The organism is Polynucleobacter tropicus (assembly GCF_013307225.1).
Taxonomy (GTDB): Bacteria; Pseudomonadota; Gammaproteobacteria; order Burkholderiales; family Burkholderiaceae; genus Polynucleobacter; species Polynucleobacter tropicus.
Window position 1 is genome coordinate 1,526,606 of sequence record NZ_CP028942.1, and the last position, 17,523, is coordinate 1,544,128.

Consider the following 17,523-nt stretch of genomic DNA (forward strand, 5'->3'; position numbering starts at 1 on the left):
TCTGCTAAGGTTTAATTAATAATTAAACAGGTTCAAAAAGATGGGTTTTTTGACCATCCTGCGTTTCTTGAAACACCACCCTTACCTTTTGCCCAACCCGAATTGAATCAAAGTCGCAGTTAGCCAGGTGGGTCAGCATAGAAATCCCTTCTTGCAATTTTACGTAGGCCATTGCAAAAGGAACTTCTACACCGCGCCTCATGACGGTATAGGAGTAAATCTCTCCCAGCCCCGCTGACTTAACCCAAGTCGTGTCATTGCTTCCACAGTGCGGACAAATGGTTCGCGGATAGTAATGCGCCTGATTGCAAGCATTGCAATGCTTCACTAACAACTCATCTTTTTGAGCTGCTTCAAGATAAGCCTTGTTCTCAGGATTTGCAACAGGACTTGGAAGTCGATGTTCTGAATTTTTTTGATTTACTTGACTCATTGCAATCTCCCCATAATCAATACTGAAGCGCCGTGACGAGTGCCTAACGCACCTCCAATGCCAGATGCAAGTGCAAATTCTAGATTTGGAACTTGCACTGCTGGATGAGCTTCTCCACGCAACTGTCTAACTGCCTCTATAACCTTGGTCATACCGCCACGATTTGCGGGATGGTTATTACAGAGACCGCCGCCGTCTGTATTGAATGCCAATATTCCTTTGCCAGAAATGAGTTGACCACCTTCAACAAACTTACCGCCCTCCCCTTTTTTACAAAACCCAAGATCTTCCAACTGAATCAATACGGTAATAGTGAAACTGTCATAAATAGACGCATAACGAATTTGCTCTGGGGTTAGCTTTGCTTCTTTAAATGCCAAAGGCGCAGCCCAAGCCAGACCAGAATAGGTCAAATCGACTTTGCCACCCATTTGACCCTTAGTTGTTTCTCCAGCACCCATCATGGTGACCACTGGTTTCTTTAAGGTCTTAGCAATATCAGGGTGAACTACTACCAACGCGCCACCACTGTCAGTCACTACACAGCAATCTGCACGATGCAGTGGATCTGCAATCATCGGTGAATTCAACACATCATCCACCGTTAACACATCTTTCAAAGCGGCATTTGGATTGTGTTGTGCATGATGGGATGCCGCCACCTTAATCCAAGCAAGTTGCTCACTCGTAGTGCCAAACTCATACATGTGACGCATCGCGCACATTGCATAGGTATTTAATGGCGCTGGAGAATAGGGTTTCTCAAAGGCAAAGTCAGGTGCACTCGCCCATTGGCTGCGCACCTGTGTGCCACTAGATCCCTCGGATTTTGGGCGTCCCGCCAAGGTAATGAGCGCTACTTTGCATTGACCAGCGGCGATAGCGCGAGCGGCATGATTAACGTGCGTTAAGTAAGATGATCCGCCAGTATCGGTAGAGTCAAGATAGGTTAATTTCTTTAAACCCAGATAATCAGCCATTGATACAGGCCCCATTCCAGGCGCATCACCAGCACAGAAATATCCATCCACATCATCCAAAGTGAGGCCCGCGTCTTGCAAGGCACCCCGAGCAACTTCAGCATGTAACTGAGCCACCGTATGATCTGGCGCAACCCTTAGCGGGTGCTCATAAATGCCAGCTATGCAGGCATCATACTTATTAGCAGCAAATGACATGAATGTTTAATGCCTTTCTAAATCTTTTATTGAATTAATCGATCGTAATTTGAGATTGCGCAATTAATTTACGCCACTTCTCAATTTCAGCTTTAATGAAAGTGGAGAATTGTTCAGGCGTTCCCGGCATCGGATCGGCCCCCTGCGCAATGAGCTTATCCTTAAATTTTGGATCAGCCAGAATACCCTGCAGCTCTTTATTAATTCGATTGCGAATCTCTACCGGTAAATTTGCTGGCGCCACTAAACCATACCAAGTAGCCATGTCATAACCAGGAAGTCCAGATTCAGCTATCGTCGGAATGTTTGGTGCTGCCGCTGATCGTTTTGCAGTGGTGACACCAAGCGCTCTCAAGCTGCCTGACTTTACATGCGGCAAGCCGCTTGGCAAGTTTGGAAAACTCATATCAACCTGCCCTGAAATGACATCAGGCATAGCACTTCCCGTACCCTTATAGGGTACATGAATCATGTCGATCTTAGCCATCTTTTCAAACAACACTGCTGATAGATGGACAGATGTTCCGCTACCACTAGAGGCAAAAGTGAGCTTACCGGGATTTGCTTTTCCAGCCGCAATCAATTCATTTACAGATTTATAAGGCGAATTTGCGGGAACGATGAGGATGTTTGGTGCCGAAAACACCCCACCAATCGCCGTGAAATCTTTTACAGGATCATAAGGAAGATTTTTATAGAGTGAAGCATTGACCGCATGTCCAATCGAAGGGAAATACAAAACATAACCATCCGGCGCTGAACGCGCAACATACTCAGCGGCGATATTTCCGTTTGCGCCTGCCTTGTTTTCAACAACGACTGGCTGACCCAGCCTCACCGAAAGCCCCTCTGCTAATGCTCGCCCAACTGTATCAGCGGAACCTCCAGGAGAAAATCCCACAATTAAATGAATTGGCTTACTTGGATATTCAGTTTTGTTCTGAGCGTATGCGATTCCTGCGAAAATCCCAGCAGCAATCAAAAATACTATTTTGCTGTGCGCCCTCATTTAGCGTGAAGACCCCTGAATCATTGGCACACCACTTAAGGCTTGTAGATCTTCAAAGCTGAGACCATCTACCCAATCCACTGCAACAAGCCCTTCGGATGTAACGGCGATTGTTGCCAAATCGGTATAGACACAGTCAACAGCAGCCAAAGCAGTCAAAGGATAAGTGCACTCTTTAACAAATTTTGACTCACCGGATTTAGTGAGATGCTCCATCATGACAAATAATTTCTTTGCGCCCAAAGCTAAATCCATTGCCCCACCAACCGCTGGTATAGCTTTTGGATCACTGGTGCGCCAATTTGCGATATCGCCTTTTACTGAGACCTGAAAGGCTCCCAATACGCAGATATCAATATGACCGCCGCGAATCATCACAAAGGAGTCTGCGTGATGGCAGAGTGATGCGCCAGGCAACATGGTTACCGGCTGCTTACCAGCATTCACCAACTCTTCATCTATCTCATGATCTTTTGCAAGTGGGCCCATGCCAAGCAATCCATTCTCGGAGTGCAATAGGATCTCTTTATCTGAAGGTAGGTAATTAGAAATGGTCATCGGCTGTCCGATACCCAAGTTCACATGCGCGCCATCGGGAATATCTTGAACAATGCGCTTAGCAATGTCTGCTGTTGTGCGTTTTTGTACTTTAGAGAGGTCAATCATAATTTACCCTCCACCAACACAATACGTTTTACAAAAATTCCAGGAGTGACGATCACTTCAGGATCTAGTTGACCCAATTCCACCACTTCATTGACTTGCGCAATCGTGCAGCGCGCAGCCGTTGCCATAATGGGTCCAAAGTTACGGCCAGTTCGGTGATAAGTAAGATTACCCCAACGATCACCTTTATCGGCCTTGATGAGCGCATAGTCCGCTTTTATCGCCGTTTCAAAAATATGATCAAAGCCATCGATAACGCGCGTATCTTTTCCTTTAGCCAACTCTGTGCCAAAACCGGTGGGCGTATAAAAGCCGCCAATACCAGCGCCACCAGCACGGATACGCTCAGCCAGGGTGCCTTGCGGAACTAACTCCAGCTCAATTTTTCCATCGCGATACAGATCATCGAATGCACCTGATTCTGGCTGACGAGGAAATGAGCAAACTACTTTTTTAACCTGGCCATTACCAATTAACTTGGCAATACCGATTCCTGAATTTCCAGCATTGTTACTGATGATGGTGAGATTTTTTGCACCCTGCTCTGCCAAGGCATCCAATAAATAAATTGGCAGGCCAGCGCCACCAAAACCTGAAACCAAAATGGTTGAGCCATCAGATATATCCTGGACGGCTTGCGCCACACCAGGAATAATTTTGTTTATCACTACTTGTCTCCATCTATTTTTATTATGGGTGCTGCTTTTCAGCTTTGCGCTGATTTTCTATTAATTTAATACATTTGCGAGATCGCATCCCGAATAATGGCAGGCAGCTTCTTGGCAAGCGCTCTTCTAGACTCAAGCGCCGTTTTTGAACCTTCTCTCACCTTGGCAGACCAGGGTGAACCTGGGAAATATGCATCATCCTGATATCGAGGAATCACATGCCAATGAATATGGGGAACCATATTACCCAAGGTGGCGAGATTGACTTTATGCGGCTCCATTACCTCACGAATAACCTCTTCAACAGCAAACACTAGAGACATGATGTGCTCACGCTCGCCATAAGTAAGATCAGACATCTCGGGTACATGACGATTCCAGATTACCCGGCAAAATCCCGGCAAATCTGGATCATTCACCATAATCACTCGGCAGTCGTCACCACGCCAAATTAACTCGCCCTCCTCGGGCTTGAGCTCATCCTTACAAAGTGTGCAATTGGTCATGCAATGAATGTATACGAAAACGGCATCTAAGTCACCTTTGTGGGGTAATTTAGATGCCGCGGCAGTAAGGGTGTTACTGCTACTACAGACTACTTAGGGATTCTTAGTGGAACTGCTCTTCTTCAGTAGAACCAGTCAACGCTGTAACAGATGACTTGCCACCCTGAATAACAGTTGTTACATCATCAAAGTAACCTGTGCCAACTTCTTGCTGGTGTGACACGAAAGTGTAACCACGATCACGCGCAGCAAATTCTGGCTCCTGTACTTTCTCAACATAAGCAGTCATACCACGCTTAGAGTAGTCTTGCGCCAAGTCGTACATGTTGTACCACATGGAGTGAATACCAGCGAGAGTAATGAACTGATACTTGTAGCCCATCGCGCCCAACTCACGTTGGAATTTCGCAATCGTTGCATCGTCCAAGTTTTTCTTCCAGTTAAAAGATGGTGAGCAGTTGTATGCCAACATCTTGCCCGGGAACTTAGCGCGAATCGCTTCAGCAAACTGACGCGCAAAATCCAAATCAGGTGTGCCAGTTTCACACCAAACCATATCAGCGTATTCAGCGTAAGCCAAACCACGTGAAATTGCCTGATCCAAACCTTTGCGAGTCTTGTAGAAACCTTCTGCGGTGCGCTCACCAGTTAAGAATGGCTTGTCGTTTTCATCGTAGTCAGAGGTCAACAAGTCAGCAGCTTCAGCATCAGTGCGAGCCAAGATAATAGTTGGCACGCCCATTACGTCAGCAGCCAAACGGGCTGCGATCAACTTCTGTACAGACTCACCAGTTGGCAACAATACCTTACCGCCCAAGTGGCCACACTTCTTAACAGAAGAAAGTTGGTCTTCAAAGTGAACGCCAGCAGCGCCTTGTTTGATCAATGCTTTAGCCAATTCAAATGCATTCAATACACCACCGAAACCAGCTTCAGCATCAGCAACGATTGGCGCATAGTAGTCGATATAACCTGCATCGCCAGGGCCAATACCTTTAGCAGTTTGAATTTCATCAGCACGTTGGAATGAGTTGTTAATACGCTCAACCATCTTTGGAACAGAATCAACTGGATACAAAGATTGATCTGGGTACATTGCTGCATATGAGTTACCGTCAGCAGCTACTTGCCAACCAGACAAATAGATTGCTTGAATGCCAGCTTTAACCTGTTGCATTGCTTGACCACCAGTCAATGCACCTAAGCAATTTACATATGCTTCGTTATTAACGAGATCCCATAATTTTTCAGCGCCATGCTTTGCCAATGTGTGCTCAATCATTAATGAGCCGCGAAGACGTACAACATCCTCCGCTGTGTAGCCGCGCTTAATACCTTTCCAACGTGGATTGGTATCCCAATCCTTCTGAATTGCTGCGATTTCAGCTTTGCGATCTGCCATGTTTTTCTCCCTAAGTTAAACAAGTAATTCAAAAATTCGAAGAGCTTTAAGAACTGATTTAAGTCTTATGTCTTATATAAGAGTTTAGAGGGATATAAAAAGCAGACAAGATCTATTTCAATCTTTTTTGAAAATATTTAACCTATAATTTTCAGTTACTTAGGAATATTTTTTTATAATGCGGAATGTATACCCGCTCTGCGAAATCAGAATGGTGGCGCTATGCTGCAGTGCATTTTATGCAGTGTAATGAAGTTTCATATTATGAAAATATGGACGCCCTGCGCTAACCTCCATGAAGTATTTAAGCGGGCTTATGAGAAGTTGATGAAACTTTAAATACGGTTGGAATAATCATCAACTGGAATAGCGCAATACCAATGAAGAGCGCTTTTGGTAATCCGGCATCCATAAAGAAGCCGAACACGAACGGCCCAACAGCCGCACCCAAATCAATTCCTGAATACACGATGCCGTAAACCCGCCCAGCAACACCTTTTGGTGTTGCCAATTTCACCAACAAGTCTCTTGAAGGAGCAACAACACCATAACCAAACCCCAAAGTGCAAAAAGCAATTGGGATAATTTGCATAGGAATTAAACCTGTAGCCAAAAGCAAGCAAATGACGATGGTGATGGATAGAAAGCTCGACACTATTCGCTCGGGGGTATACAGCTTCGCAGCCAGATACCCACCCACCAAAACACCTGCTGCACTACCAAGCGCCAAAAGCGTTAAGTAATAATTTCCGACGTTAACAGGTAAGTCATAAATCTTGAAAAGCGCACTGGGCGAAAATGATTGCAGGCTTGAAGTAGAGGCCATGCTAAAGAAAAAGAATATCCAGCACAACCAAACCGCTTTTAATCTTAAGAATGCAAACGTTCCTTCTGTAGTTGCCCCAGATTTACTAGATGAATTACTTTCTTGAACACTTTCATGACGCTCTTTAACGTTATCAATCAGTTGACTCTTATTCATCCAAAGAATTAATAGAATCATTGCCTCCAATAAAGCTGCCGATAAGAAAGCGATGCGCCAATCTGAAATCTGCGCAATTCCCACCATAAATGCCGGCGCTGCGGCCCAGCCTAGGTAACCTGTTACACCATGCATAGAGTAGGCATAAGGCAAATTTGGCGGGGAGATTTTGTGATTAATGAGTGTGTAATCAACCGGATGAAATATACCGTTACCACACCCCGCAATCACCGCGCCCATCACCAACATCCAATATCCATTGCTTTGAGAATAAGTAAGGGCAGCCAAAGCTAGTAGGCCCACCCCCGCAAAGAGAATGGGTCTCGCACCAATGCGATCAACCAAAAATCCAGAAGATGCCTGCACTACGCAAGAAACTACAAAGAAGACGGACATTAATAGTCCAAGCTCAGCGTAATTGAGTGCGAATTCATTCTTCAACCACGGAAACATTGGCGGAAGAATCAGGTGAAAAAAATGGGAGCTGCCGTGCGCTAGGCTAATAAGACCAATAACCCGGACATCACTGGCACGCCTACTAAGCGCAACAGTCATGTACCGAGTGTACTAGCGCAGGATGATTCCTGCAAAAACTACCGAGGTTTAATGTACTTGGCGGGTAAAGCTGAACTCGCCATTCTTATCCACATCTACTGGCACAACATCCTTAGGACCAAACTTGCCCTCCAGAATCATCTTGGAAACAGGGTTCTCAATGTGTTGCTGGATGGCGCGTTTTAATGGACGCGCACCGAAGATCGGATCAAAACCAACCTCAGCAAGCTTGCTTAAAGCGGCATCGCTTACCTCAAGTTGCATATCGACCCTCGCCAATCGTTCTGACAAGTTCTTCAACAGGATCTTGGCAATATTAGAAATATTGTCTTTATCCAAACCATGGAAGACCACAATCTCATCAATACGGTTTAAGAATTCAGGGCGGAAATGATTCTTCAACTCCTCGAAAACTGCTTCCTTGATTTCGGCCTGCTTCTTATCCGCCATGGATTGAATTAGCTGCGAGCCAATATTGCTGGTCATCACAATGACAGTGTTCTTGAAGTCTACAGTGCGACCCTGACCATCAGTCAGGCGACCATCATCAAGCACTTGTAACAGTACGTTAAAGACATCTGGATGCGCTTTCTCGATCTCATCAAATAAGATCACGCTATAAGGATGACGACGCACTTGCTCAGTCAAATAACCACCTTCTTCGTAACCAACATAACCAGGAGGCGCGCCAATCAAACGAGCAACACTATGCTTCTCCATAAATTCACTCATGTCGATACGAATCAAATGGTCTTCACTGTCAAAGAGAAATCCAGCCAATGCCTTGCAAAGCTCAGTCTTGCCAACACCCGTTGGTCCCAAGAACAAGAAAGATCCATAAGGACGGTTCTCTTCTGCCAAACCAGCACGGGAACGACGAATTGCATCAGACACAGCGCGAATCGCTTCATCTTGACCAACCACACGCTTGTGCAATAGCTCTTCCATCTTGAGCAGCTTGTCACGCTCGCCTTGCATCATCTTTGATACAGGAATACCTGTCGCACGAGAAACCACTTCCGCAATTTCTTCTGCGCCAACCTGTGTGCGAAGTAGCTTATTCTTCACTACACCATCCTTATCACCCTTTGCTTCAGCGGCAGCGGCTGACTTCAGCTTTGCTTCGAGCTCAGGCAATTTACCGTATTGCAATTCAGCAACCTTCTCGAGCTTGCCTTCACGTTGTAATTTCGCAATCTCAGCGCGTGTCTTCTCAATCTCTTCTTTCAAATGAGCAGCACCCAGTACCGCACCCTTTTCAGCCTTCCAGATTTCTTCTAAATCGGCATATTCAGCACCAAGGCGCTTAATCTCATCCTCAATCAAAGCTAGACGCTTCTGAGAAGCCTCGTCTTTCTCCTTCTTCACAGCCTCACGCTCAATCTTGAGCTGAATTAAACGGCGATCTAACTTGTCCATGACTTCAGGCTTGGAATCAATCTCCATGCGAATGCGTGAACCCGCCTCATCGATCAAATCGATTGCCTTATCTGGCAAGAAACGGTCAGTGATGTAACGGTGAGATAACTCAGCCGCAGCAACGATTGCTGGATCAGTAATTTCAATGCCATGGTGAAGCTCATAGCGCTCTTGTAAACCGCGCAAGATAGCGATAGTTGCCTCAACACTGGGTTCTTCTACCATGACCTTTTGGAAGCGACGCTCTAATGCAGGATCTTTTTCGATGTACTTACGATATTCATCCAGGGTGGTTGCGCCAATGCAATGCAATTCGCCACGAGCTAAAGCAGGCTTAAGCATATTGCCAGCATCCATTGCGCCGTCACTCTTGCCCGCGCCAACCATCGTATGGATCTCATCGATAAAGATGATAGTCTGACCTTCATCTTTAGCTACATCGCTTAGAACTGCTTTTAGGCGCTCTTCAAATTCGCCACGATACTTCGCGCCCGCCAAAAGCAAAGCCATATCCAACACCAAAACACGCTTGTCTTTTAGTGTCTCAGGCACTTCGCCGTTCACAATGCGTTGTGCCAAGCCTTCCACAATCGCAGTTTTACCTACACCTGGCTCACCAATCAAAACAGGATTATTTTTACCGCGTCTTTGCAAAATCTGAATGGTGCGGCGAATTTCATCGTCACGACCAATCACGGGATCAAGCTTGCCCATACGAGCACGCTCAGTTAGATCCACGGTATATTTTTTCAAGGCCTCGCGTTGACCTTCAGCATCTGCACTATTCACTGACTCTCCTCCGCGGACTAAATCAATCGCCGCCTCAAGTGATTTACGATTTAAACCATTCTCACGAGCTACTTTACCGAGCTCGCCTTTATCATCTGCCACCACTAGCAAAAATAATTCGCCAGCAATGAACTGATCATTGCGTTTGTTTGCCTCTTTTTCACATAAGTTGAGCCAATTAGCGAGATCGCGCCCTACTTGAACCTCACCACTAGTGCCCTGCACTTCTGGCAAGTTATTGATGATCTTTTCTACGCCTTTTTCCAGACCAGCAATATTGACCCCAGCACGAGTTAATAAACTCTTGGCAGCGCCATCTGAGTCCCGCAACATTGCCAGCAACAAATGAGCTGGCTCGATATATTGATTGTCTTTAGCTAAAGCTATGCTCTGAGCCTCGCTCAAAGCCTGTTGAAATTTGGTTGTTAATTTATCAATTCTCATTTTTATTGCCTCATGTATTCCATGTATTTATATCTATAGAATATAAGGACTATATTGCGAATTTCAAGGCTTCTTAAAGCACTTTTTACCCAAATTTAGCCTCAAATTGACCTGGTTTGTTTACCTCCTCGAGTGCTCTGATGGCAGCTACTATGCTGGGATCACCAATCGTCTCGAACATCGCATCAATGCTCACAACTCAGGGCAAGGCGCACGCTATACCCGATCTCGCGGGCCAGTGAAATTATTAGCAACCCAAGAGCATCCGGATCGATCTGCAGCCTCTAAGGCTGAGGCGCAACTTAAACGTCTTGCTCGGTCTCAAAAATTGGCATTCTTTCAACCCGATGATGAGCTTTAATTAGGACAGGCAAAAGCCCCCTTTAAGTAATGCCTCAGGCAAAGTCCATGCCCGATACAAACCAAAACCAGCGCCAGTAAATAGCAAGGAAGCAGCAAAATATCGTACCCATGCGTATTGTCCAAACTGGGTTAATGCTGCAGAGAACTTGGAAATCAATAATAGGTTTGGCAAAGTTCCTAAGCCAAAAACAAACATGATGGTTGCGCCCGTCAATACATCACCAGACAAAAAAGCTAATGGCAAGACCCCGTAAACCAAACCGCAAGGCACTAGCCCCCATAACATTCCACTAAACCAGCGAGACGGCCCGTTAGCAAAACGTCCAAGATATTTAGCCCAATAATTGGCGATTTGAGCACCGAGCCATTTACCACCAATCCGCACACTAGAACCACCTGAGTTGAGCAAGCGCACTCCCATTACAAATAATAGGATGGAAGTCAGTACAAATAAGGTGCGCTGAATGGGCAATATGTTTTGTTGCCAAACAACCACCCCAATCCATGCAGCGAGAGCACCCAATAAAACATAAGTGCTGATTCGCCCCAAATGCATGATCAGCTGGTCATATATCAACTGGGATTTAGCACGCAAGGGCACCTGAGAGGCTACAGGACGCTCAATTGCGGCGGCAATGCCGCCACACATCAATGCACAATGCCAGCCACTGACAAGCGAACCCAAAAAAATAGCGGTCAATAAGCTAGCGGTTAGCATGCCAATTCGCCAATTTTGGGGTAGAAACGTCTTTCACCCTAGTAGAATAAACTGTCTGCATAATTAACCCAATATGAATTACAAGCCTACCGATACCCCTACCAGCAAATGCTCGGTTTGCGTTTTGGGGCAATTTTGCCTTCCGGTTGGCTTAAGCTCTAGCGATGTATCCAAAATTGATACCCTGGTAAAAGAGCGGGTGCATTTACAAAAGGGCGAAAGTCTTTATCGCCACGGAGATCCATTAAGTTCTGTATACAGCGTGCGGTTTGGCACCCTCAAAACTGAGTACTGCCTTCAAGATGGCCGACAGCAAGTCATTGGCTTTCATCTTCCCGGTGAAATTCTTGGTCTAGATGGCATTGGGGATGGTCACTATCAATCTGACGCGATTGCCCTAGAGGAGAGTGACGTATGCATTATTCGTTACGAAGCCTTTGAAGATCTTGCAAGACAAATCCCGGTTCTACAAAATCAGTTTCATCGAATTATGAGTCGCGAGCTCACTCAAGATCAGCGCCACCTTCTCTCTCTTGGCACAATGCGCGCAGAAGAGCGATTGGCAGCATTCTTATTAAGCCTCTCACAACGCTTAGCAGCGCGCGGCTACATGAACAACGAATTCGATCTACGCATGAGTCGCGTGGATATCGGTAGCTACCTAGGTATTCAGATTGAGACTGTCAGTCGCATGCTCTCAAGATTTGCCGAATCAGGCCTGATTCAAATTAAACAACGTCATATCAAACTCATTGATATGAATGGCCTCTATGAATTGGCGGGCATACCAAATCCCGATAGAACTGTCTGTGTAAGCCCTGATATCCCTGTAAAACAGGGATAAGCACTAAATTAATCCGCGATCGATTTCTTTATTGTCTGGAGATTCGATGCCAGGCAGGATATAAGCCGTTAGAGCACTAGAGACGGCGCAAAAAGTCCAGATGACAAAAAATCCAATCGTGTAAACACCCTCATCCGATACTTCTGGGTGATATCCAAAAAATAACAGATCCTGCGGATGGATAACGGTAAACAACAACCCTTCCGCCATGCCGGCGACCAGGAATGAGGGCCACAAAATCCAAATGAGTAGTCGATATTTCATTTGTGAGCCTGCGCGTCTTTAAGTTGTTCAACTTTTAAACCTTGCTTCATTACTCCATCACGCAAAGGTTTATCAGCATGCATATTGACCGCAAGCCAAATTGTAATGATGCAACCAATCATCGCAACTGCAGGGCCACTAATTAAGAGCCAAGGCCACAACTGCTTCCACCAGGGCTTGCTAATTTGCTGTTCGGTCATATGCTTACTCTCCATCTTTTGCCTGATAGCTTAACGAGGAATGATAAAGCTGGATTTTTCATTACGAGTTCTGGTAATGATCTCATTGCCAGCCTGCTCTTGTGCCGTTACATCAAAATGAATTGGGTAGTTTCCAGAGTCATTTTGACCAATATTGGTACTTACTTTAACCGGTATCAACTGATTGCTTGCGGGCCCAACATTGACCTCAGTTACCTCTTGACCCTGAGAATTCAAAATCTTCAAATCATTTAGACCAGTCGCCTTCATCTGCACCTTCATAGGATTTTCAGATGCATTCATGATTTGAATACGATAAATATTCTCAATGCGAACACCCTCCACCTCACGCGCTAAGGCACCACGATCGCGCATGACATCCACACGAAGAGGATTTCTAGTGGCTAATGAAAATAGGAATGCGGAAGTCAATAGCGTAATGAATGCGGTATAGAAAATCACTCTCGGGCGGAATATATGTTTGATGGCGCTTTGGTTGGTCTCTTTATCCAACATCGCTCTCTCGGTGGTGTAGCGAATTAGGCCTTTTGGATAATTAACCTTCTCCATTACTTGATCGCATGCATCAATACAGGCACCACAACCGATGCACATGTATTGCAATCCATCACGAATATCAATTCCCGTTGGACATACTTGCACGCAAATACTGCAGTCAACACAGTCACCCAAGCCTAAAGCGGCATGGTCGGCAGACTTGCTACGACTACCACGAGGCTCGCCACGGACTTTGTCATAGGTCACCAAGAATGTATCTTTATCAACCATCACACTTTGGAAGCGTGCATAAGGGCACATGTATTTGCAAACCTGCTCGCGCATGAAGCCTGCATTACCCCAAGTTGCAAAGCTATAGAAGCATAGCCAGAATGTCTGCCACGGACCAAGAGACAAATGCAAAATAGCAGCACCCAAGGTTTCAATCGGAGTGAAGTAACCGATAAAGGTAAAACCAGTCCAGAACGCAATCAATAACCAAAGGAAGTGCTTGGTGATCTTCAGGCGCCACTTTCTGAAACTCCATGGCCACTCTTCGCCGTCTAAACGAATACGCGCAAAACGATCACCCTCTACCTTGCGCTCGATCCACATGAAGATCTCTGTGTACACCGTCTGTGGACATGCGTATCCGCAAAATAAACGACCTGCTACCGCAGTAAACAGGAATAACGCTAAAGCAGAAAGAATTAAAAGTAGTGTGAGATAAATCACATCCTGCGGCCATAAAACCAAACCGAAGATGTAAAACTTACGCTGAATTAAATCGAAGAGAACCGCTTGACGACCATTCCAACTCAGCCAAGGTAGACCATAAAAGAGGAGTTGGGTGGCAAATACGAGGATGAAACGCCAGCGGGCAAACAAGCCTGAGACGGATCGTGGGTAAATCTTTCGCCGGACCTCGTAAAGAGATTCCTCTATTACTTCTATCGGAACGGGCTTTCCACCCGGCGAATTCTCTGACACTGTTACTTCACTTACGCCGCTTTACTTACTTGCAGGTGCTTGCTTATTATTTGATAAGCCCCATACATAAGCTGTTAGCAACTGAATCTTCTCAGGACTTAATACTTTATCCTGGGCAGGCATTTGTGCCATACGACCTTTTGTAACAGTCTCAACAATAGTCGCCTCAGAACCACCATACAACCAAGTTTTATCCGTTAAATTAGGCGCGCCTAAAGCAATATTGCCTTTCCCATCTGGGCCGTGACATGCCGCGCAGTTTGCTTTAAATACTTCTGCACCACGGGCTGCCTTGAGATCATCAGCTGGCAAGCCAGACAAGCTACGAACATAATTTGCTACGTCCACAATTTGCTTGCTGTCTAACTGTGGGAATGGAGGCATCACACCACCACGACCATTGGTAATAGTTGTTTTGATGTTTTCTGGTGAGCCGCCATATAACCAGTCGCCATCGGTCAAATTCGGGAACCCTTTAGAGCCACCAGCATCAGAGCCGTGACATTGTGCGCAAGAATTCAAGAACAAACGTTGACCCATTTCACGAGCCTGAGGATCAGCTGCGATTTGCGCAATATCCATCTTCACGTATTTTGCGTAGACTGGCTTTAACTCATCGTTGGCTGTAGTCATCGACTTCATCAATGCACCATCAGTGCTATAGCCCAAAATACCCGGATAGGAACCCAATCCTGGATAAAGAGCTAAATAAACTAATGCGAATATGCAGGAAATCAAGAACATCCACATCCACCAGCGTGGGAGTGGATTATTCAATTCACGTAAGTCGCCATCCCAAACGTGACCTGTATCGGCGACAGCTCCATCTGGGGTATGAACTACCTTCGCCTTCCTTTGTGAAAACAAGAGCCATACACACCAAACAATCCCAACTAATGCCACTAGAGCAATATAGGTACTCCAACCGCTACTAAGAAAGTCGCTCATGATTTTTCCTTACTAAATTCATCCGGTAGATCAAATGGAAGTTCAGCCGATTCCTGGTTCGCCTTTTTTCTTCTTGGTGACCAAGCCCACCAAACTATTCCCAGAAAAAAGATTAAGCCTATGGATGTTGAAAATGCTGAAAGATAAGGAACAATCTTTTCCATTTGATTTATACGTTTTAACTATTTAATCACTTTTACTTACTAGTTACTTCATCAACAATGATGTAACGACGTGAAACTCCAAGGCCCTGAAGATAGGCAACCAAAGCATCAAGCTCAGTCTTGCCTTCTAACTCTTTTGGCGCATTAGCAATATCCTCATCGGTATATGGAACACCTAGACGGCGCATTGCTGTCATATGAGATTGAATGGTGCCAGCGTTAGCAGCATTTTTTGACAACCAAGGATATGCGGGCATGTTTGATTCCGGCACTACATCTCGTGGATTGTTCAAGTGAATTTGATGCCAAGCATCGGAATATCGACCGCCTACACGCGCCAAGTCTGGACCAGTTCGCTTACTTCCCCAAAGGAAAGGGTGATCAAAAACAGATTCACCAGCTAGCGAATATGGGCCATAACGCTCAACTTCAGAACGCAAAGTACGAATCTGCTGCGAATGACATCCAACACACCCTTCACGCTGATAAATGTCACGACCCGCTAAACGCAATGCAGAGTACGGCACCACCCCAGGGCTAGGCTCTGTAGTGGAGTGCTGGAAAAATAATGGAACAATTTGTACTAAGCCTGCAATTGAAACAACCACAATCGTAGCGATAATCAACCAGCCAACGTTTTTCTCAAGCGTGCCATGGGAAAAGAATTTATTTTCACTAGACATTTTCTTCTCCTTTTAGTGGGCAACTATTGCTGTTGGAATTGGTGCATTCACAAATTTTTTGCCCTGCACGGTTTTAAATACGTTGTAAGCCATAAGTAACATGCCGGTTAGGTAACACAATCCACCAAGCAAACGAATGACGTAGAAGGGGTAAGTCGCTTTTACCGACTCAACAAAGCTATAAGTTAGAGTGCCATCTGGCTCGAAGGCCCTCCACATCAATCCTTGCATTACACCTGCAATCCACATAGCAGCGATATAGATCACAACACCAATCGTGGCAATCCAAAAATGTAACTCGATCAATTTTGTACTGTACATATCTTTCTGACCAACCAAACGTGGGATGAGATAGTACAAAGAACCAATGGTGATCATTGCAACCCAGCCTAGAGCGCCAGAGTGTACGTGGCCAATAGTCCAGTCTGTATAGTGAGACAAGCTATTCACTGTCTTGATAGACATCATGGAGCCCTCGAAGGTAGACATACCGTAAAAGGACAAAGCAACTACCAAGAACTTCAAGATTGGATCACGACGCAATTTATGCCATGCGCCAGATAAAGTCATGATGCCGTTGATCATGCCGCCCCATGAAGGTGCCAACAAGATTAGAGAGAACACCATACCCAAAGATTGAGTCCAGTCAGGCAAGGCAGTGTGTTGCAAGTGGTGAGGACCTGCCCACATATAAGTGAAGTTCAATGCCCAGAAGTGAACGATTGACAAACGATATGAGTAGATTGGACGTTCTGCTTGCTTCGGAATGAAGTAATACATCATGCCCAAGAAGCTGGTAGTTAAGAAGAATCCTACTGCGTTATGACCATACCACCATTGAACCATTGCGTCTTGTACGCCCGCATACGCTGAGTAAGACTTCCATAGGCTTGCAGGCATCTCAATATTATTAAAGATATGGAGGATTGCAATAGTGAGGATGTATGCACCAAAGAACCAATTAGAAACATAAATATGTTTAGTCTTCCTTTTCATTATGGTGCCAAAGAAGACAATTGCATAAGCAACCCACACTACAGTTATCAGCAAATCAAGCGGCCACTCGAGCTCTGCATATTCTTTCGATGTAGAAATTCCCAATGGCAAAGTAATCGCTGCGCCAACAATGACCAGCTGCCAACCCCAGAAAGTGAATGCGGCTAACTTATCGCTAAATAAACGAGCCTGACAAGTGCGCTGAACAATGTAATAGGAGGTTGCAAAAAGCGCTGAACCGCCAAAAGCAAAAATCACAGCGTTGGTATGCAATGGGCGCAAGCGGCCATAGCTTAACCAAGGAATGTTGAATGTAATTTCAGGCCAAATCAATTGCGCAGCCAGTATTACGCCCACGAGCATACCAACAATTCCCCATAGGACAGTAACAATGGCGAACTGACTAACTACTCTGTAATTGAAGGTATCTTGATTGCTCCCCACGGCTAGTCCCATGGTTTCTCCTTTTTTTGACCAAACAGCGACATAATCCAAATAGACTGTGCTGATTATCAAATTAAGGCGCTATCAGAGGTTTGATCTATGTCAAAAAGGGTGGGGCAAATTGATTTTGTCATAAAAATTTCTCTGACAAAATACTAACTATATGATTTATAAGATTATTTATTGAAGTGTTCACTAACTTTATCTAGATTTGGAGCGTCATCATCCATAAGAATAGCCTCGCCAGGACCATCCAAATCATCAAATTGACCACTCTTGATTGACCAATTTAAAAACCAAACAATCAAAACCAATAAGCCTAGAGAGATCGGGATCAATAAATATAAACTTTCCATTCCG

At 45.2% G+C, this 17,523-nt stretch carries 19 protein-coding genes; 2 read left to right on the forward strand and 17 right to left on the reverse strand.

Annotated features, from left to right (window positions below; translation table 11 throughout):
* Positions 1-22 precede the first annotated feature (22 nt).
* From DCO17_RS07855 to clpB, 9 genes are all read right to left on the reverse strand, one after another.
* The gene (locus DCO17_RS07855; RefSeq protein WP_173956187.1) at positions 23-433 is read right to left on the reverse strand and encodes a Zn-ribbon domain-containing OB-fold protein; all 411 of its coding nucleotides are present in this window, start codon (positions 431-433) and stop codon (positions 23-25) included.
* Entirely contained in the window at positions 430-1,611 is a 1,182-nt protein-coding gene (locus DCO17_RS07860) for a thiolase family protein (RefSeq protein ID WP_173956188.1), read from the reverse strand. The genes DCO17_RS07855 and DCO17_RS07860 overlap by 4 nt, the downstream gene beginning before the upstream one ends.
* 34 nt (positions 1,612-1,645) lie before the next feature.
* Entirely contained in the window at positions 1,646-2,593 is a 948-nt protein-coding gene (locus tag DCO17_RS07865) for a tripartite tricarboxylate transporter substrate binding protein (protein ID WP_254598743.1), read from the reverse strand.
* 27 nt (positions 2,594-2,620) lie between these two features.
* Positions 2,621-3,286, reverse strand: coding sequence for a 3-oxoacid CoA-transferase subunit B (locus tag DCO17_RS07870; protein ID WP_173956190.1), 666 nt, complete (start codon positions 3,284-3,286; stop codon positions 2,621-2,623).
* Complete coding sequence (locus DCO17_RS07875; RefSeq protein ID WP_173956191.1) at positions 3,283-3,954, reverse strand: 3-oxoacid CoA-transferase subunit A; 672 nt, start codon at positions 3,952-3,954, stop codon at positions 3,283-3,285. The genes DCO17_RS07870 and DCO17_RS07875 overlap by 4 nt, the downstream gene beginning before the upstream one ends.
* Positions 3,955-4,019: 65 nt before the next feature.
* Positions 4,020-4,460, reverse strand: coding sequence for an HIT family protein (locus tag DCO17_RS07880; protein ID WP_173956192.1), 441 nt, complete (start codon positions 4,458-4,460; stop codon positions 4,020-4,022).
* 103 nt (positions 4,461-4,563) lie between these two features.
* Positions 4,564-5,862 (reverse strand): isocitrate lyase, encoded by a 1,299-nt coding sequence (gene aceA, locus DCO17_RS07885; RefSeq protein WP_173956193.1) that lies wholly within the window; start codon positions 5,860-5,862, stop codon positions 4,564-4,566.
* A 304-nt stretch (positions 5,863-6,166) separates the two neighbouring features.
* Positions 6,167-7,399 (reverse strand): MFS transporter, encoded by a 1,233-nt coding sequence (locus DCO17_RS07890; protein WP_173956194.1) that lies wholly within the window; start codon positions 7,397-7,399, stop codon positions 6,167-6,169.
* Between the two features lie 48 nt (positions 7,400-7,447).
* The gene (gene clpB / locus DCO17_RS07895; protein WP_173956195.1) at positions 7,448-10,051 is read right to left on the reverse strand and encodes an ATP-dependent chaperone ClpB; all 2,604 of its coding nucleotides are present in this window, start codon (positions 10,049-10,051) and stop codon (positions 7,448-7,450) included.
* Between the two features lie 106 nt (positions 10,052-10,157).
* Here clpB and DCO17_RS07900 point away from each other — a divergent pair, with 106 nt between their 5' ends.
* Entirely contained in the window at positions 10,158-10,412 is a 255-nt protein-coding gene (locus DCO17_RS07900) for a GIY-YIG nuclease family protein (protein WP_173956196.1), read from the forward strand.
* Here the strand turns inward: DCO17_RS07900 and DCO17_RS07905 are convergent, their stop codons facing one another.
* Positions 10,413-11,132 carry a sulfite exporter TauE/SafE family protein gene (locus DCO17_RS07905; RefSeq protein WP_173956197.1) on the reverse strand — a complete coding sequence of 240 codons (720 nt, stop codon included), beginning with the start codon at positions 11,130-11,132 and terminating at the stop codon, positions 10,413-10,415. It abuts the gene before it with no gap.
* Between the two features lie 73 nt (positions 11,133-11,205).
* Between DCO17_RS07905 and fnr the strand changes: the two genes are divergently transcribed.
* The gene (gene fnr / locus DCO17_RS07910) at positions 11,206-11,976 is read left to right on the forward strand and encodes a fumarate/nitrate reduction transcriptional regulator Fnr (protein ID WP_173956198.1); all 771 of its coding nucleotides are present in this window, start codon (positions 11,206-11,208) and stop codon (positions 11,974-11,976) included.
* A 3-nt stretch (positions 11,977-11,979) separates the two neighbouring features.
* Here the strand turns inward: fnr and DCO17_RS07915 are convergent, their stop codons facing one another.
* The 7 genes from DCO17_RS07915 to ccoS all read right to left on the reverse strand — a co-directional run bounded on the left by DCO17_RS07915 (position 11,980) and on the right by ccoS (position 17,519).
* Positions 11,980-12,240, reverse strand: a complete 261-nt coding sequence (locus tag DCO17_RS07915) for a hypothetical protein (RefSeq protein ID WP_173956199.1) — start codon at positions 12,238-12,240, stop codon at positions 11,980-11,982.
* Positions 12,237-12,440, reverse strand: coding sequence for a FixH family protein (locus DCO17_RS07920; RefSeq protein WP_173956200.1), 204 nt, complete (start codon positions 12,438-12,440; stop codon positions 12,237-12,239). The genes DCO17_RS07915 and DCO17_RS07920 overlap by 4 nt, the downstream gene beginning before the upstream one ends.
* A gap of 30 nt (positions 12,441-12,470) precedes the next feature.
* Positions 12,471-13,928, reverse strand: coding sequence for a cytochrome c oxidase accessory protein CcoG (gene ccoG, locus DCO17_RS07925; protein ID WP_173956201.1), 1,458 nt, complete (start codon positions 13,926-13,928; stop codon positions 12,471-12,473).
* Between the two features lie 21 nt (positions 13,929-13,949).
* Complete coding sequence (gene ccoP / locus DCO17_RS07930) at positions 13,950-14,876, reverse strand: cytochrome-c oxidase, cbb3-type subunit III (RefSeq protein ID WP_173956202.1); 927 nt, start codon at positions 14,874-14,876, stop codon at positions 13,950-13,952.
* A 196-nt stretch (positions 14,877-15,072) separates the two neighbouring features.
* Positions 15,073-15,723: a cytochrome-c oxidase, cbb3-type subunit II gene (gene ccoO, locus DCO17_RS07940; protein ID WP_173956203.1), complete on the reverse strand. Its 651-nt coding sequence runs from the start codon at positions 15,721-15,723 to the stop codon at positions 15,073-15,075.
* 12 nt (positions 15,724-15,735) lie between these two features.
* Positions 15,736-17,175 (reverse strand): cytochrome-c oxidase, cbb3-type subunit I, encoded by a 1,440-nt coding sequence (gene ccoN, locus DCO17_RS07945; protein WP_173956204.1) that lies wholly within the window; start codon positions 17,173-17,175, stop codon positions 15,736-15,738.
* Between the two features lie 164 nt (positions 17,176-17,339).
* The gene (ccoS, locus tag DCO17_RS07950) at positions 17,340-17,519 is read right to left on the reverse strand and encodes a cbb3-type cytochrome oxidase assembly protein CcoS (protein WP_173956205.1); all 180 of its coding nucleotides are present in this window, start codon (positions 17,517-17,519) and stop codon (positions 17,340-17,342) included.
* Between the last annotated feature and the right edge of the window lie 4 nt (positions 17,520-17,523).

Coding starts and splice junctions, on each gene's coding strand:
- DCO17_RS07855 (WP_173956187.1), bottom strand. CDS start 433: ATGAGTCAAGTAAATCAAAAAAATTCAGAACATCGACTTCCAAGTCCT.
- DCO17_RS07860 (WP_173956188.1), bottom strand. CDS start 1,611: ATGTCATTTGCTGCTAATAAGTATGATGCCTGCATAGCTGGCATTTAT.
- DCO17_RS07870 (WP_173956190.1), bottom strand. CDS start 3,286: ATGATTGACCTCTCTAAAGTACAAAAACGCACAACAGCAGACATTGCT.
- DCO17_RS07880 (WP_173956192.1), bottom strand. CDS start 4,460: ATGACCAATTGCACACTTTGTAAGGATGAGCTCAAGCCCGAGGAGGGC.
- aceA (WP_173956193.1), bottom strand. CDS start 5,862: ATGGCAGATCGCAAAGCTGAAATCGCAGCAATTCAGAAGGATTGGGAT.
- DCO17_RS07890 (WP_173956194.1), bottom strand. CDS start 7,399: ATGACTGTTGCGCTTAGTAGGCGTGCCAGTGATGTCCGGGTTATTGGT.
- clpB (WP_173956195.1), bottom strand. CDS start 10,051: ATGAGAATTGATAAATTAACAACCAAATTTCAACAGGCTTTGAGCGAG.
- DCO17_RS07905 (WP_173956197.1), bottom strand. CDS start 11,132: ATGCTAACCGCTAGCTTATTGACCGCTATTTTTTTGGGTTCGCTTGTC.
- fnr (WP_173956198.1), top strand. CDS start 11,206: ATGAATTACAAGCCTACCGATACCCCTACCAGCAAATGCTCGGTTTGC.
- DCO17_RS07915 (WP_173956199.1), bottom strand. CDS start 12,240: ATGAAATATCGACTACTCATTTGGATTTTGTGGCCCTCATTCCTGGTC.
- DCO17_RS07920 (WP_173956200.1), bottom strand. CDS start 12,440: ATGACCGAACAGCAAATTAGCAAGCCCTGGTGGAAGCAGTTGTGGCCT.
- ccoP (WP_173956202.1), bottom strand. CDS start 14,876: ATGAGCGACTTTCTTAGTAGCGGTTGGAGTACCTATATTGCTCTAGTG.
- ccoO (WP_173956203.1), bottom strand. CDS start 15,723: ATGTCTAGTGAAAATAAATTCTTTTCCCATGGCACGCTTGAGAAAAAC.
- ccoN (WP_173956204.1), bottom strand. CDS start 17,175: ATGGGACTAGCCGTGGGGAGCAATCAAGATACCTTCAATTACAGAGTA.
- ccoS (WP_173956205.1), bottom strand. CDS start 17,519: ATGGAAAGTTTATATTTATTGATCCCGATCTCTCTAGGCTTATTGGTT.